Source organism: Bacteroidota bacterium (assembly GCA_040388375.1).
GTDB lineage: Bacteria > Bacteroidota > Bacteroidia > UKL13-3 > UKL13-3 > JAAFJM01.
Genome location: JAZKBU010000003.1, coordinates 461,002 through 478,382, shown reverse-complemented (window position 1 = coordinate 478,382; position 17,381 = coordinate 461,002). Strand labels below are relative to the sequence as shown.

The window sequence follows — 17,381 nt, the reverse complement described above, 5'->3', positions numbered from 1 at the left end:
ACTTACCAAACGCAAAAAGGCTACCCTTTGCAGGCAGCCTCTTTCATTGTATTAATACTTACTTATACTAATCGACTAGCATTAGTTTTTTGGTAAATGTATGATTGGTTGATTTACCTGTAATTAGGTAAATACCTTTTTGCAAATTACTTACATCTACTTTTAAATGTCGTGCGTTTTGTTTTTGAAAACTACCTAAGTCCATTATCTGTTTACCACTCATATCAACTATGCTTATGGTTATATCATCCTCTAAACCCTGGTCTATATCTATTGCTACATTTCCATTCGATGGATTTGGATATATTTTGATGTTTTGGCTAATGTTATTTTCTATATTGTTTACACCTACTTTTAACGCTATCAAATCTTTATGTAAGTTGTATAGTAATGGTATTAAAACCATATCGTTATCAATGCTATCCTGATTGGTTAATATTGACATGGACACTGAATTAACGGGATCGTACAGGTTTTCATTAACGCCTCCTAGATTGCTACCTCCATGGCTGTATACAGTGCGTCCGTTAAAACCTGCGTAGGTAAATATGCCTAAACCATAAGCTGCCCCATTTCCTATATTACGGGTTACTTTCATTTTGGTAATCATACTATCGGCAATAATGGTTTTGGTATTAAAAAGCGCATTGAAAAATTTAACATTATCTTCTGCAGTTGCATACAATCCTCCTGCTGCCCACGACACTTTATCCATAGCTACATAACTTAATCCTAAACCTTCCCAATCTGTTAAATAGGGATTGCCAATTGATGTACTCCAATGATGCGCTACATCCATATTGGTTGTTTCTTCTGCAGGTAAAAAGGTTTTGCCTAAACTTAAGGGATTGAAAATATAAGTGCGGTATGCTTCTGACAATGATTTACCTGTTACTTGTTTAATAATAATACCTGCTAGTAAATAGTTAGAGTTGGAGTACTCCCAACTGGCACCGGGCGCAAAAGATGCAGCAGGAATATAAGGAAGTATTTCTTCGGGTGTCCATGGTTTGGCTAAATCATTATTTACTGTTGACCAAAAGGTATTATTGTTGGTATAACTGGCTATTCCGCTGGTGTGGTTTAAAAGCTGCTGTATTTTAGCAGTACCGTTTACATTGCTTACATTGTTAAACCATTTTCCTATTGTATCGTTTATGTTTAACATACCTAACTGGTGTAATTTTAATATAACGGTAGCGGTGTATGTTTTGGTATTGCTACCTAATGTAAACAACATTTCGGTATCGGTACTTTTACCGGTATGTGATATGCCAAAATTTCTTTTCCATATACCCACATTAGGAATAAGTATAGCTGCTGACGAACCTTTTATATTAAGCTTGGTGCATATGCTATCATAAGTTTTGTTTAACTTATCGTTAATGACTTGTGGAACCTGAGCCATAATGCTACCAGTGACAATGGTAAGTAGTAAAGTATTTATTATTTTCATAGTTTATTTTTTGAGCAATATTGTCTATAAAGGCTATATCATCAAAAATTTTGTGATGAAAGGTTAAAACATGGGTAATTAACAAGCATATTCATTTATGCGGTAAAAATTATGTTTTGAAAACAATAATTATACAATAAAAACAAATTATTATATAAGCTAAAAAGGCCTGCTAAAAGCACCTTTGTATTGTATTTTACAATCAAGAATACAACCAAATTATGAAAACAATTAAAATCACGCTTTATGCACTGCTAATATGCACCGGCCTTCTCACTTTACTTCCATCATGTAAAAAAGGATCTGATGATCCTATTGTTTCGCTTAGAACAAGGAAGGATAGATTTACAAATACCTGGACCTTGGCTAAATATGAAAAAAATGGAATTAACCAGGATTTAAACGGTACTTCTTATATTTATAACATATTTAACAGTGGTACTTTAACACAAACTATTGAAGGAGCTCTTTTTGGTGCTCCTGTAAAAACTGTTAAAAGTGGAACATGGGCATTTGAAAATGATGATGAAGATGTTAGAATCACTATAGATGGTGCGGCTGACGTATACAATATTCAAAGGTTAGCATCTTCCGAATTGTGGTTGCGCAAATCTGTTGATGGTAATACATATGTTTATTACTTTGAAGGGAACTAAAAAAATAAAGACTAGCTATAATATTATAGCTAGTCTTTTTAATTTAAAGGGTTAATGGTATATTTTATTTTCCTAATTCAATATGCCCTAAATCTTCTTCTTCTTTTAGTTTCATTATCTGGTCTAATGCATCCGGCACTACATCGCTGCAAATGGTAATAAAGCTACCTTTTTTAGCATGTTTAATGGCGTACTCAATGGCCTCTTTTTCTTTTTTAATGGTCGTTACTTTTTTATTGGCATCTATTTGGCTGATACCGGACGTCATCAAATCAATAATCTCTTCTTCGGTTTTACCTCGTAAGTTTTTATCCTGACGTATAATTATTTCATCAAACATTTTAGCGGCTACTTTACCCAGGTTAATGGTATCTTCATCTCTCCTATCACCCACACCTGCTATAACACCTACTTTTTCTGTTGCATCTATTTTACTTAACATTTCTGAAATGGCTTCAAAACCGGCAGTATTGTGTGCATAGTCAACCATTACATCAAAGTTTTTAAAACGGAATATATTCATGCGACCGGGTGTTTGTGCAGGACCGGGAATAAAGGTAGCTAATGCTAAGCGCATATCTTCTATTTTATAATTGCGGATGAACCCTGCTAATATTACGGGTAATACGTTGGCTATATTGTAAGTGGCTTTACCACCAAATGTAAGTGGTATGTTAATGGCTTTTTCTACTCTTATTTTCCAAGTGCCTTTGCAAATGGTTACATAGTCGTTTTCGTAAATAGCAGCTAAACCTCCTGCTGCTGTATGTGCTTTTATAATCGGGTTGTTTTCATCCATGCTAAAGAATGCATGTTTACAACGCAGGTCTTTGGTCATACCCACGGTATGTACATTGTCTGCATTTAATATGGCGTAACCTCCGGGTAAAACGCTTTCGGGCACTACTGCTTTTACCCTGGCTAACTGTTCTATGGTATCTATATCGCCAAGGCCTAAATGGTCTTCGGCTATATTGGTTACGATGGCTATATCGCAATTATGGAAACCTAAACCTGAACGTAAAATACCTCCTCTTGCACATTCTAATACGGCAAAATCAACGGTTGGATCTTTCAATACAAACTCTGCACTTACAGGGCCTGTACAATCGCCTCTCATCATTAACTGGTTTTGAATATATACACCATCGGTGGTGGTATAACCTACTTTATGTCCCATGGTTTTTACCATGTGCGCCATTAAACGAGTAGTAGTGGTTTTTCCATTTGTTCCTGTTACGGCTATAATTGGAATACGGGCGGTGCTTCCAATCGGGTATAGCATATCTATTACGGGCTCTGCTATGTTACGTGGTAAGCCTGAAGCAGGGTCAATATGCATACGGAAGCCCGGTGCTGCATTTACTTCTATAACGCCTCCTCCTGTTTCGCTTACAGGCTCGCTCAGGGTTTCGGCCATAATATCTATTCCGCATATATCTAAACCTATAATGCGTGCTATGCGCTCGCACATAAATATGTTATCGGGATGTACAAGGTCTGTTATGTCGGTTGCTGTTCCTCCGGTTGAGAGGTTGGCTGTAGGTTTTAACCATAACTCTTCGCCTGCAGGTAAAACGCTTTCGAGGGTTAAATTTTTATTGGTTAAAATATCTAGGGTAAACTGATCTACTTTTATGCTGGTTAATGTTTTTTCGTGGCCATACCCTCTGCGTGGGTCTTCGTTGGTAATGTCAATTAACTCCTCAATGGTGTGCTTACCATCGCCTGTAACGGCAGCCGGCTTGCGAATAGCTGCGGCTACAAATTTGTAGTTGATTACTAAAACACGGTGGTCTAACCCTGTTATAAATTTCTCTACTATTACTCCGCGTGAATATTTTTTAGCGGCTTCTAATCCTTTTACGGCATCTTCCCAATTGTTTATATTGGTTGTAGCTCCTTTACCATGGTTTCCATCAACGGGCTTGGTAACTATTGGATATTTTATACTTTCTATGGCTGCCTGTAATCCTTCTTCGCCATATACTATGCGGCCTTTGGGTACAGGAATTTCTGCTGCACCTAAAAGATTTTTGGTTTCTTCTTTATCGCAAGCTATATCAACTGCTATACTACCTGTGGTACTGGCAATAGTAGCTCTTATTCTCTTTTGGTTTACACCATAGCCTAACTGTACTAATGAGTTTCTGTTTAAACGTATGTATGGAATACCTCTTGCTACGGCTTCGTCAACTATACAACCAGTGCTTGGCCCTAAGCGTTCGTCTTCGCGTATTTCTCTTAACTCTTGTATATCGCTGGCTAAATCGTATTCGCTTGCACTGATTAATGCTTCGGCTATGCGCACGGCAGCACGGGCTGCAAACACGCCTGCTTTTTCTTCCATGTAGCTAAACACTACATTATACACTCCTTCTTTTCCGGTAGAACGTGTACGACCAAAGCCTGTTTCCATCCCCGCCAGTGTTTGTATTTCAAGTGCTATATGCTCTATTACATGGCCCATCCATGTACCTTCTTTTACTCTGCTAAAAAAACCTCCCGGTGCACCAACGGAACAACGGTGGCTATACATGCTTGGAAACATTTTTTCTAAACGCTCCCCAAAGCCTTCAATTTTGTTGGTTGGTTTTTGCTCCATGTCTTCTAAATCCAAACGCATTTGAATAAGCTTATGTCTGCGAACGCTCCAATAATTGGGGCCGCGCATTGTTTTTATATCGAGTATCTTCATGAGGAGGTTAAATTAATTTTTGCTAATAATACTATTTGTTTTTAAAAAGGACTAAAACAATGATAAAAAAATATTTTAGAAAAGAAATGAATAGGAAATTAAAGGGTATTTTAATGGTATTTATTATAGCGTGTATTTTTAAATTAAAATTTTAATACTAAAAAAAATATGTTTGTGTTATTGAAATAATATGCGTCTAATTTTTACCCTTATTTTTATTTGCAGTTTACATTTTTCAAATGCTCAAATTGTATTGCAGTTAAATAACTTACCGGGCAATACACCTGCCGGGGCTACGTACAGTATTGTGTGCGAACAAAACGACTGGAATGCTACTGACAGTCTATTTCAATTTAAAAAGATAAAGAATAAATGGCAACTTGCTTTACCTCCATTAAAAGATACTTTTTATTTTAAAGTAACACGTGCTTCTAATAACAGCATAGAGGTTGACTCTAATTATGAAAGCATTCAGAACAGGGTGGTTTATCCTTATCAAAAAAAATCGTTGGTGACTATTGATGTGGCTAACTGGAATGATTTACAAAAGGAACATTCGGCCAATAGGAATGTTGAAATGCTAAGTGATAGTTTTTATGCATCTATGCTTGGCTATGCACGCAAAATATATGTTTACCTGCCTAATGATTATTACCAGCAACCTGATAAAAGGTATCCTGTTGTTTATGCTTTTCAAGGGCAAAATCTATTTGACAACTATACAGCCCAATACAAGGAATGGCGCATGGATGAAACCTTACGTATATTCCAGAAGCAGGGTGATAACGGTTGTATTGTAATTGGCATTGAAGAGTTACCTAAATACACCAACAAAGAAATAAATCCTTTTTACAAAGGTTTTTTTGCTAACGATACGGGTACTGCTTTTCAATTTGGTCTCTTTATTAATTTTCAACTCAAGCCTTATGTTGACTCCGTTTATAGAACCAAGCGCAGTGATTACTACAATGCCATTGTAGGGGCAGGTAAATTTGCTTCTATGGCTTTGTTTATCGGGCTTAATAATCACTTTGGCTTTTCTAAGGTGGGGCTTTTTTCTCCTATATTTGAAAACCGCGATTCTATTTTTGGCTTTGTAGCTAAAAATAAACGTTTTCGACCCAAACGCTTTTATATTACTTATGCTTATAACGACAGCCTTGTGAATATTAAAGATTGTGAAGAGCTTGCTGATTATTTACAAGACAGTGCCAATTATTTTGATACGGAGGTAAATGTAGCAGCTAAAATGACGGGCTCACACAATGAGGTTTTTTGGTCGAAACAATTCAGGCCTGCCTATGAATGGCTCTTTGACGGATACAACCCTAATAAAGCAAATCTTACTAAGTTTGACCAACGACCCGGTAAAAGTGAGTTGATATTTGCCACTATTTACCCAAACCCAGCACAGGGAAATGTAACCGTTGAAACGGATGCTTTAAATTTTAAAATTTTAACGGATGATGGCCTTATGGTAAAGGAAATAAACAATCCTCCAACTCTTCATAAATATGGAAAATATACTGTAACTTACCAGGAAAGGAAACAATACCTGATTGATTTAGCGGGTATGCTACCGGGCAATTATTATGTGGTTTTTACGGGCAAAGAATCTACTAAAAGTATCAGCAGAATATTGGTAGTACGTTAAAAGGTTATTGTTATTTTAGTTAAATTCCATACTTTTGGAGGTATTACTTAACTCATTTATGGACCAACATTTTGGATTTTCTGAATTAGCAAAACAGGCCTCACTACAACCTAAAGAAGCATTGCTTGAAAAGCGCAATCCACACAATACACTTTACATTGGTGTTCCTAAAGAAACTACTTTACAAGAAGGACGAATTCCATTAACGCCTTCGTCTATACAACTTTTAGTAAGCAATGGTAACGAGGTTTGGATTGAAACGAATGCGGGTAAGCAAGCTCATTTCAGTGATAAGGATTTTAGTGAAGCGGGAGCAAAAATTTGTTATAGTAAAGAGGAGGTTTTTAAAGCCAATGTTATTTTAAAAGTTGAGCCGCCAACGGAGGATGAAATAAAATTATTGACTCATGAGCATTTGTTAATTTCAGCGTTACAACATGCCAGCAAGAGTGATTCTTTTATTAAGCAATTGATGCAGAAAAAATTAACTGCGTTGGCTTATGAAAACTTAAAGGATAGTGATGGTTTATATCCCATTATAAGAAGTATGGGCGAAATTGCGGGTATTACTTCTATAGCTGTTGCCTCTGAATTGCTTAGTACTACGCAAGGTGGCAAAGGGGAGATGTTAGGTGGTATAACGGGTATTCCACCCACTGAAATAGTTATTATTGGGGCTGGTACTGTTGGAGAATATGCAGCTAAATCTGCCTTAGGCAAAGGAGCCAGTGTAAAGGTATTTGACCACTCATTGGCTAAATTGCGCAGAATTCAAAACAACTTATCGAGCAGTATTTATACTAGTTTATTGCATCCTAAAATTATTCAAAAGGCTTTGCAAACAGCAGATGTAGTTATTGGCTGTATGCGTGGTGACGATGGACGAAGCCCTGTTATAATAACGGAAGAAATGGTTTGTCAAATGAAACCTAAATCGGTTATTATTGATATTAGTGTGGACCAAGGCGGTATTTTTGAAACCTGTGAAATTACTTCGCATAAAGAACCCACATTTATTAAGCATGATGTAATACATTACTGTGTACCTAATATTACCAGCAGAGTATGCCGTACGGCCAGTTATGCTTTAAGTAATATTTTTACGCCTTTATTATTAAAGTTAGCCAATACTAAAGACACTGCTACTTTCTTGTACCAAAATGCAGGCGCACGTAATGGTGTGTATGTATACAGGGGTAATTTAACTGATAAACATATTGGCAATAGATTAAATATTTACCACAAGGATTTGGATTTATTGTTAACAGCACATATTTAATGGCTATTCAATTTTATAAAGTTTACGACTTTAAACTGGACGGAACTGACCCACAAGCCATCAATACGGTTAGAACAATTGACATAGAAGGAAAACGTATTTGCTTAACTCGTTTACACGATGGTTATTTTGCTATTGATGATAAGTGTCCGCATGCGGGAGCACCTCTTGGATCAGGTAAATGTGATGAAAACGAAAATGTTATTTGCCCTATTCACCGCTACAAATACAACCCACGAACAGGAAAGGGTTTAGCCAATCAAGGTGATTACGTTGACACCTACCCTACGCAGTTAAAAGATGATGGCGTGTACGTAGGTTTAACGGTTAAATGGTGGCGAAAAATATTGGGTTAATCAAAGTGCAAACCTGAAAAAAAAGCTGTTTTATTTTTTCACATCTTTTAACAAGCTGGCCGAAAATAAACCCAAGGCCAATATGCCAACACCAATACATGCCCACATAAACCATTGTTGCTCGTAAAATGGTTTGATAGCTATTATCTGGTTTTGTGGCAATCTTAAATCTATTGTTTCGCCAACCAATACTTCCGGTAAAATGCTTGCATCTAACTCATGAAAATTGGCAATATCATAAATGGGTGTATTTAAGTTGTTATCGCCACACTGAATGGTGTAGTTGTTATTGGGAGCAAGTTCTGCTGCCAGATAATATGGGTTTTGATAAAAATTAATGGAATCAATTTGCAGTGGTTCATTGTCGTAATTCGCTATTTCAATGTAAAAATCGTTTTCAAATAAATTTACATCGTACATCAAGTTGGTCTTGGAACGAATTTGAAATGCTGTTAAGGCACCATTGTATTGTACCGTTTTATTCTTGTACTTATTGCTTACTATTTTATACAAATTGGCTTCGCGTACATAATAGCTGGGACCGGTAACATACAGTTTCATCTGGTCTATTTGTTGTGCCTGTTCAAAACGAATGTGTATGGTTGTTTTATCGGCTATGCTATCATTGGCTACAGTAAAAGTAAAAGGTTGTATTTTATCTAATGTATTGGCTATTACTTCGCTTGTTGAGTAACCAATGGATAATACGTTTAATGGAACTGAGGTGCTATTGTCTATATTTATCTTTATGTAGTTATAATCAACCAAAGGAAAATCAATTACTTTATTCACTGCTACTTCCTGGTTGTCTACATACAGGGTAAGGTTACTGGTATCGGTTAAGGCAAACCATTTTTTCTTATCGTTACTACCACTTACGGTATATTGTTTGGTAACGGCACTGTTTTTTATTTTTAAAACAACCTGACTCCAAGTTGGCTTATCACCTTTTTCTATAATAAACTCGGTATTGTTGTTATTTACATATTGCAAAGGTTCTATGCTGTTAACAGCCAGCTGGGTAATAAATTTGCTTACTTTATAAGGAACTTGTTTGTTTTTTTCATCTAATATTCTTACATCGTATAAATCGGGCCCGGCAAACTGGCGTAAACTATTGGGTACATGTATTTTGCAATAGGCTTTTTTGGCTACTTGATTTAATAATGCCTTATGGGTAAATTGCTGTGCTGCACTGCTGGAAACAATAAAAACCAATAAAATAAAAAGGCTATAAATTTTCTTCATTGGTAATTTCTTTGGGTTCATCGTTAATAATGATTGCTTTAATTTTTTGATACATGAATGATATAACAAGTAGCACAATGCCTAACAATATGAATGCCAAAATTTTTCCACCTTCTGAAACTTCTCTAATATCGTATACAAATAATTTTATTAGGGTTAATCCTAATAAATACAAAGCAGCTATACGTAAGTGTTTTATCTGGTTTTTTATACCAAACCATAAAAATAAAAATGACAAAACGCCCCATAGCACCGGTAAAAATACTTTACCGGTTTGTTTTATCAGGTCGTTATAAATATCGAAATTAACGTAAAATGCACTATCGGTTACATCTTTGGCCGTAGGCATAACCCGTACCATTTTTATTTTAACCACATGTAAAATTACTTCGCTACTGGCTAAAAATGTTATCGCTATAACGGAACTCCAATACAATATTTTGTTTGACATTTTTTTGGTTTCAATGTCTTGTTTAAACAATCCATAGGTGATAAATGCCTGGTAAAATATGCAAGCCAACGAAACGTAATGGAAGGCAAAAGCCAAATGGCTTGCTTTGTTAAAGGTTAAAACATCATTTATATATTCCCATGAAAAATTGTATTCGAGCTCTTTAAACGGAAGGCTATTAAAGTAGCATACATATATAATTAAATTAATGATACCGATTGTTTTAATGGTATTGGCAAACGCATGTGAAATTTGTTTATTGATGAAGAATATAAGAATGCTTGTAAACAGAAAATGATACATTCCGGTGAGGAAATAGGCCGCTTCAGGAGGGCTTAATCTTGTGTTTAACTGGTAACTTACTTCTAACAAACCGGCTATATAAACCAAAGCAACTAAAAGGAATTTACTCACTTTTAAATAGACAGCTGCTTCATAAATTACTCCATAAAAATCTAAAACCAGCTCTTTGTCTTTTTTCAATAAAATGGTATTAATCCATAAGCTTACACATACAAATGTGCCGGCTATAAAACCTTTGTTAATGATTATAGGTAATGTTGATTGTAATGCATATTGCTGATTCCAGTCTATTATCAGACTAAGCAAGGCTAAAACATAGGTAATAGCCGAGGTTACCCTAAATATATTCATACCCGATTTTTGCGATAACCATAATAACAAAGCTCCTTCAGCTGCCCAGAACAGGGTAATGTAATTTCCTTTTAACTGTATTGGTGCAGCCAGGGTTATAAATGTTAAAGCCAAACCTATTAGTACGTACAATAAATTTTTATCGGCTTTGCTGTTTTTAACAATAAACCAGGCCAGTAAACAATTACTCAAAGCAAGACCCAAAGTAAATGCCCCTTTTAGCTGCGGATTGTAAGCACTGAACAATGCAATGCCTATACCGTAATAAGCAAAAGTGTTGCTTAATAAAATGCCAAAATCAATGCTTTTAAAATACTGCTTGTGCTTAATATTGTAAGCAATATTCATGGCTACAAATACAAAGTAAAATAAGGTAGCAAATATAAATGCACTGCTAAAATACTCCGGATGATTAGGCAGGCCTTTGGTTGTTAACCATGCTATGTATAGTATTAAACTTAATACGTAAGTTATTATATTAACCAATGTCCATTTACGTACAAAAGCCAATACGAGCATACCTAAATCGAGTATTAAAACATAAGAGAATAAAACTATATAGTTTCCACTTCCTGTACTCACTATAAATGGTGTGGCAAAACCTCCTATAATAGAAAGTATAGCCAACTCCTGCCTATTATAACCTATGGAAATAAATACGCTAAAAGCTGTTATTACCAGCATAATGGCAAAGGCTACTGTTTGGCTAAATAAATGATACTCTTGAAAGGCTAAGCCTATGGTAAAGTAGAATGTACTGATACCTCCTGCTACTAAAACGGTACTGAATGCTTTAAAATTTTCGCGAAGTTTATGGGCAAAACCTAATATAATACCACCTGCCAAAATACCAATGCCAACACGCGCTATTTCGTTTATCCAGTTTTGGTCAATAGCATATTTTACAAAAAAGGCTATGCCTAAAACCAATATAGCTATACCTATTTTGCTTATCAGGTTTTCTCCAATAAATTTCTCTAAATCGTTATTCTCAACCATGCCCGCAAACCACGATTTTTCTTCTTCTTTTACAGGCTCTTCTTTTACCTGGCTAAACATGTTAATAGGCTTCTGCTCAGCTTCTATCTTCTCCTCTATCGGCTTAACACTTTCGGTTATATATTTATTTATTTCTGCTACAAACGTTTGCGGTTTTTCTAAAATTTCTTCTTTGGTTTCAACAATAGCGGCATTGTTTACCGCTAAATCCGGCTCCCTATTTTTATACGTTTCAAATATATTTATTGGTGCTGCTACCTCTTTTTCCTGTTTCTGTACTATCTCTTTTTGTGGTGCTGCTTCATGGCTTTTTTGATTGTGTATATCAAAAAGTTTTTGTTCTATTTTTTCTAACCTGTCCTTGGTTTGAAAATAAAAAATAACAATCAGACCGAGTATAATTACCAATAAGAATATTTCCATAGGGGGTAAACTTTAATGAACAAGTATAGTAAAAATAAACATAGTTTGTATGCTCCATTTGTTATTAGACATTGCGTTTTATGGAATTAAAAAAACACCTTTCAAAACAAGTTTTGTAATTTCAATTAACTATTCAATATTGCATTTTTATTTAACTATGAAATCAGATATAGAAATTGCCCGCGAAGTTAAGCTTCAACCTATTCAAAAAATTGCTGCACAAATTGGTATTAACGAAGATCAACTAGAGCAATACGGAAAATACAAAGCTAAAATCAGCTTTGATTTTGATGATGCTAAAATAGCGCAGAGCAATTTGATTTTAGTAACTGCCACTACACCTAACAAAAGTGGAAGTGGTAAAACAACTACATCTGTTGCCCTGGCACAGGGCTTAAATAAAATTGGCAAAAAAGCCATTGTTGCTTTACGCGAGCCCAGCTTAGGCCCATGTTTTGGTATGAAGGGTGGCGCTGCCGGTGGCGGTTACAGCCAGGTTTTACCAATGGAAGATATTAACCTGCATTTTACCGGTGACTTTCATGCTATTACTTCAGCTAACAATACGTTAGCTGCTTTAATTGATAACTACCAATACTATAATAAAAACAATGCAAACGGATTAAAACAAATATTATGGCGCAGGGTGCTTGATGTAAATGATCGTTCGTTGCGCTATATGGTTTCGGGCTTAAATGGTTCAAGTAATGGTATACCCACTGAAACGGGTTTTGATATTACACCTGCTTCTGAAATAATGGCTATATTCTGTTTATCAACTTCGCTTGATGATTTGCGTAAACGTATTGAACGTATTTTAATTGGCTATAAGTACGATAACACTCCTTTTTATGTAAAGGATTTAGGTGTAGCGGGTGCTTTGGTTACTTTGTTAAAAGATGCTTTTCAACCTAATCTGGTACAAACCATTGAAGGGGGTGCGGCTTTTATTCATGGTGGACCTTTTGCCAATATAGCGCATGGTTGTAATAGTATTATGGCGACCAAAGCTGCTATGCAACATGGAGAGTATGCAGTAACGGAGGCAGGGTTTGGAAGTGATTTAGGAGGCGAGAAATTTTTAAATATAAAATGCCGTGCAGCAGGAATAAGTCCTAAAGCAGCGGTATTGGTTACTACTACACAAAGTATAAAACTACATGGTAAAGTTGATGAGAAACTGATTAAACAACCCAATATGGAAGGTTTAAAAGCAGGAATAAAAAATGTAGAACGCCATATTGAAAACTTACAACAGTTTGGACAAACAGTCATAGTTGCTTTAAACAAATTTGGTTTTGATACGGAAGAAGAAATTAATTTTATACAAAACTGGTGTAAAGAAAAAGGAGCTGAGTTTGCTATAAATGAAGGCTTTGCCAATGGTGGTGATGGTGCTGTAGCCTTGGCTAAAAAAGTGGTTGAAGTAGTGGAGAACAAAGCGAGCAAAAGCATTAACCACACGTATGAATTAACTGATTCGGTTGAAGAAAAAATAAGAAAAATTGTTACTACGATATACAAAGGCAGTAGCATAACTTTGGGTAAAAATGCCAAAGCTGCTTTGAAAAAAATAACTGATTTGGGTGCCGATAAATTACCAGTATGTATAGCCAAAACACAATTTAGCTTTACTGACAATGCTGCATTGGTTGGTGCTGCGGAAGGTTTTAATATTCATATTGAAAATTTGGTACTAAACAATGGTGCCGGATTTATAGTAGCAGTAGCTGGTGAAATTATGCGTATGCCGGGTTTACCAAAAGAACCTGCAGCTATGGTTATTGATTTTGTAAACGGTGAAATTACCGGCTTGAGTTAATTCAATACTTTATCAATTAATTTCATGAAAAAGGCGCTAATCATTACACTGGCATTTATACTGTTTGGTGGTGTATTTATAAAATGGAAATACTATTCAACAAATACTTTATTGGTTAAAGCCAAAGAAGAAGTAAAGGTTTTAAGTGATTTGGATTTATTGAAGAACGGAGATATTATTTTCCAGAATTCAAAATCGACACAAAGCAAAGCCATTGAATTAGCTACTCATTCTAAATACACACATTGCGGAATGATTTATATAAAGGACCATGAGTATTATGTTTTAGAGGCGGTACAGCCTGTTAAAACAACTGCATTGGCTTCTTTTATTGCAAGGGGTAATGCGGGGCATTATGTGGTTAAACGTTTGAAAAATGCAGGTCAACTGTTAACCGACAGTATATTGAATAACATGAAAACAATTGGCAACCAGTTTTTAGGTAAAGATTACGATATTACTTTTGAATGGAGTGATGATAAAATATATTGCTCAGAGTTGGTTTGGAAAATTTATAAACGTGGTGCAGGAATAGAAATTGGCAAGTTGGCTACACTTAAAGAGTTTGATTTGAGTAACGAGTTGGTAAAACGTATTATGCGGAAACGTTATGGTAATAACATTAATTACCAAGAGAAAGTTATTTCACCTGTAGCAGTTTTTGAAAGCGCTAATTTAGAAACCGTAAAAGAAAACTAGATAGCCGGCAGCCTGAAAATAAATGCATACTTTAGCTCAACTTAAACAAGGCCAATTACAAGGCGCCACACATATAAAAATTGCTGCCGGCTTAACTGAATTTCCTACTGAAATTTTCAACCTGGCGGATACATTGGAAATTTTAGATTTATCCCAAAACGAATTAAGCAGTTTACCCAATGAATTTGCCTGTTTAAGCAAACTTAAAATTGCTTTTTTCTCTGATAATAACTTTACTGAATTGCCTGCGGTTTTAGGCAAATGCAAAAGTTTAGAAATGATTGGTTTTAAATCGAATCAAATAAAAACAGTAAGCGAAGAATCGTTACCAGAAATAACACACTGGCTTATATTAACCAACAACCAAATTGAAGTAATTCCCGCTTCTATAGGTAAATGTTACCGCTTACAAAAACTGGCTTTGGCCGGCAATAAAATAAAAGCATTGCCTGCTGAAATGGCAAATTGTAAAAGTCTTGAGTTGATAAGAATATCGGCTAACTTACTTACTGAGTTACCTGTATGGATTTTACAATTACCTAAACTTTCATGGCTGGCTTACGCAGGTAATCCATTTACCGAAACGCACCAAATACCCAATAAATTAGCACTGATTGATTGGAACAATATTCATTTACTGGAACAATTAGGCCAGGGTGCATCGGGTGTTATTTATAAAGCTTATTTAAACAAGGATACGCAAGAAACAGTAGCGGTTAAAATATTTAAAGGTGAAGTAACCAGCGATGGTTTACCACTGAACGAAATGAATGCTTGCATGGCTGCCGGTAACCACCCTAATCTAATAGCAGTAATGGGTAAAGTCCACAACCATCCTGAACAAAAAGAAGCCTTGGTATTGTCGTTAATTCCCGCTCATTTTAAAAACTTGGGTAATCCTCCCAACTTAGCCAGTTGTTCACGCGATGTATTTGATAATGGAACTTCTTTTAGCTTACAACAAATACTAACTATTGCCAAAGGCATGGCTTCAGTTGGCGAGCACTTACATAGTCTTGGCATTAACCATGGCGATTTATATGCACATAATATTATGTACGACCAGGCAGGAAATCATTTGTTTGGTGATTTTGGTGCAGCTACTTTTTACAACCCGCAAACAAACGAAGGAGCAGCCATAGAAAGAATTGAGGTAAGGGCTTATGGTTGTTTACTAGATGATTTATTGGGCTATTTGCCTAATGAAGACAAACAACAAAATGTGATAAATAAATTAAGTCTATTGAAAGATGATTGTATGCAAGCTAGTATTTCACAAAGGCCTTCTTTTAGCGAAATCAATATTCAATTACAGGCAATAAATAACTAGGCTTTGTTACTATCCGGATATTCTTCTATGTTTAAATGGTTGTTTATTTCACGGATAATATCGTCTAATTCATGAGCGCTTTGTGCTATCATTTTTACCACTTCCGCATTTTCCGACTCACTTGAATTATCATTGTTAAACAATTTTGTTAGCCCTAAAATATTGGCAACAGGTCTGCGCACCAAATGATTATTGGTAAAGGTATATTGTCTTAATTTGCTGTTTGCATTTTCTAAAGTAAGGGTACGTTCTTTCACACGTTCCTGCAAAGTATTGTTTAGCAAATCAATTTCGTTTTTTTGTTTTTGAATAGATTCATTGGCTAACTGCAATTGTGAATATGCCTGACGCAGTTTACGCCTGCTACGTAAAATCAAAATCAAGGTCAACACACTAAAAGCCAATCCGGTTAATATAATTACAATCAATGTTTTTTGCCTGTTGTTTTCACGTAAATAAGCAGCTTCTTTTTCTAACTGTTCAGTCTTTAATAATGCTGCTTTATTTTCAAAATCAAAAGCAGCCTCAAGCCTCGCTATTTCCCAATCTCGTCCGTTGTTGATTAGACTGTCGGAATACAATTTAAACTGTTCATAATGATACAGTGCTTCATTATAATTATTTGCCTTTTTATATAAAGCACTTAAATGTTCATTTATATCTCGGTTATTGTCTTTATTGCCCAATTGTTTAGCAATAATCAATGCCTGTTTTGCATAATAAAAAGCTTTATCATTGTTATGGAGCTTATCGTAACATTCGCTTAAACTAAAATAAACATCGTATACACCTGATTGGTTATCTACTTCCTGATGTATTTGCAATGCTTTTAAATAATACGTCAAAGCATCTTGGCTCTTTTTCAACAATGACAGCACATTACCTATGTTATGCAATGTTATAGCTAAACTTTTTTTATCATTATATATTTGCTGAATGATTAGTGCTCTGTTGAACAGCTTTAGTGCTTGTGCATAGGAACGGTTGGAAAGACAAACACTCCCTAAATTATAATAAGAATTTGAAATACTTAAACTATCTTTTAGTTCTATAAATATAGCCAACGCTTTTTGGTACGTTTTCTCTGCTAATTTATACTGTTTTAGTTTTCTGTATACAATAGCAATATTACCATAACTATTGGCAATGCCTTTTTTATCACCAACCTTTTCCTTTATATGCAACGACTTATAATATAAATTCATTGCTTCGGTATATTTTCCCTGGTATTTATAAACAATAGCTATGGAGTTATATAACTTGCCTATTTCTTTTTCAATCCTGTTTTCCTGAGCCAGTGCTAAGGCTATATTAAAATTAGCTAAGGCTTCCGCATACCTACCTTTGGTGGTTAATGCCAAGCCAATACCTCTTAAAGCCTCTACTTTACTACCCACTACATTTACACTCAAAGCAAAACATTTACGCGCTAACGCAATGGAGCTATCTGGATTAACCTGCTGGTATAAATGTGCTAACTGGTTAAGTGTATTTAAATAATTGGTGTCTGTTTTATAGTTATTGGTTTTTTCAAAAGCATACACCTTTTGCCAAACACTGTCAATTTTGTGGTTTTGAGCAGTGCCAGTAATACTATAAAATAATACAAGTAGTAGTAAGAAAAATTGTTTTTTCAAGTGTATAAGTATGTAAGCA

Annotated in this window: 12 protein-coding genes; 7 read left to right on the top strand and 5 right to left on the bottom strand. The window is 35.3% G+C overall.

The genetic code is table 11. The features are described 5' to 3' along the window. Positions 1-67 precede the first annotated feature (67 nt). Entirely contained in the window at positions 68-1,456 is a 1,389-nt protein-coding gene (locus V4538_04970; protein MES2380371.1) for a serine hydrolase, read from the bottom strand. Between the two features lie 221 nt (positions 1,457-1,677). Here V4538_04970 and V4538_04965 point away from each other — a divergent pair, with 221 nt between their 5' ends. Next, entirely contained in the window at positions 1,678-2,112 is a 435-nt protein-coding gene (locus V4538_04965; protein ID MES2380370.1) for a hypothetical protein, read from the top strand. A gap of 64 nt (positions 2,113-2,176) precedes the next feature. Here the strand turns inward: V4538_04965 and cphA are convergent, their stop codons facing one another. Then, positions 2,177-4,810 carry a cyanophycin synthetase gene (cphA, locus tag V4538_04960; GenBank protein ID MES2380369.1) on the bottom strand — a complete coding sequence of 878 codons (2,634 nt, stop codon included), beginning with the start codon at positions 4,808-4,810 and terminating at the stop codon, positions 2,177-2,179. Positions 4,811-5,000: 190 nt separating this feature from the next. Between cphA and V4538_04955 the strand changes: the two genes are divergently transcribed. Genes V4538_04955 through V4538_04945 form a run of 3 tightly spaced genes read left to right on the top strand, consistent with a single transcriptional unit; the run spans position 5,001 to position 8,099 of the window. Further along, the gene (locus V4538_04955; GenBank protein ID MES2380368.1) at positions 5,001-6,464 is read left to right on the top strand and encodes an alpha/beta hydrolase-fold protein; all 1,464 of its coding nucleotides are present in this window, start codon (positions 5,001-5,003) and stop codon (positions 6,462-6,464) included. Positions 6,465-6,522: 58 nt separating this feature from the next. Continuing rightward, complete coding sequence (locus tag V4538_04950) at positions 6,523-7,743, top strand: alanine dehydrogenase (GenBank protein ID MES2380367.1); 1,221 nt, start codon at positions 6,523-6,525, stop codon at positions 7,741-7,743. Then, a complete protein-coding gene (locus tag V4538_04945; protein MES2380366.1) occupies positions 7,743-8,099 on the top strand; it encodes a Rieske (2Fe-2S) protein in 357 nt (118 codons plus the stop codon). The genes V4538_04950 and V4538_04945 overlap by 1 nt, the downstream gene beginning before the upstream one ends. 30 nt (positions 8,100-8,129) lie before the next feature. Here the strand turns inward: V4538_04945 and V4538_04940 are convergent, their stop codons facing one another. Together V4538_04940 and V4538_04935 are read right to left on the bottom strand one after the other, a co-directional pair. After that, positions 8,130-9,347, bottom strand: coding sequence for a hypothetical protein (locus V4538_04940; GenBank protein ID MES2380365.1), 1,218 nt, complete (start codon positions 9,345-9,347; stop codon positions 8,130-8,132). Next, entirely contained in the window at positions 9,331-11,874 is a 2,544-nt protein-coding gene (locus tag V4538_04935) for a DUF2339 domain-containing protein (protein ID MES2380364.1), read from the bottom strand. Before V4538_04935 ends, V4538_04940 begins: the two co-directional genes overlap by 17 nt. 157 nt (positions 11,875-12,031) lie before the next feature. On the opposite strand from V4538_04935, the gene V4538_04930 reads away from it, so the two are divergent. From V4538_04930 to V4538_04920, 3 genes are read left to right on the top strand one after another with little or no spacing between them, the layout of a single operon-like run. Further along, positions 12,032-13,696 (top strand): formate--tetrahydrofolate ligase, encoded by a 1,665-nt coding sequence (locus V4538_04930; GenBank protein MES2380363.1) that lies wholly within the window; start codon positions 12,032-12,034, stop codon positions 13,694-13,696. Between the two features lie 24 nt (positions 13,697-13,720). Beyond that, complete coding sequence (locus V4538_04925; protein MES2380362.1) at positions 13,721-14,395, top strand: YiiX family permuted papain-like enzyme; 675 nt, start codon at positions 13,721-13,723, stop codon at positions 14,393-14,395. A 22-nt stretch (positions 14,396-14,417) separates the two neighbouring features. Then, complete coding sequence (locus tag V4538_04920) at positions 14,418-15,725, top strand: leucine-rich repeat-containing protein kinase family protein (protein ID MES2380361.1); 1,308 nt, start codon at positions 14,418-14,420, stop codon at positions 15,723-15,725. On the opposite strand, the gene V4538_04915 is transcribed toward V4538_04920, so the two are convergent. Continuing rightward, the gene (locus tag V4538_04915; GenBank protein MES2380360.1) at positions 15,722-17,362 is read right to left on the bottom strand and encodes a tetratricopeptide repeat protein; all 1,641 of its coding nucleotides are present in this window, start codon (positions 17,360-17,362) and stop codon (positions 15,722-15,724) included. The two genes, V4538_04920 and V4538_04915, sit on opposite strands and share 4 nt — an antisense overlap. Between the last annotated feature and the right edge of the window lie 19 nt (positions 17,363-17,381).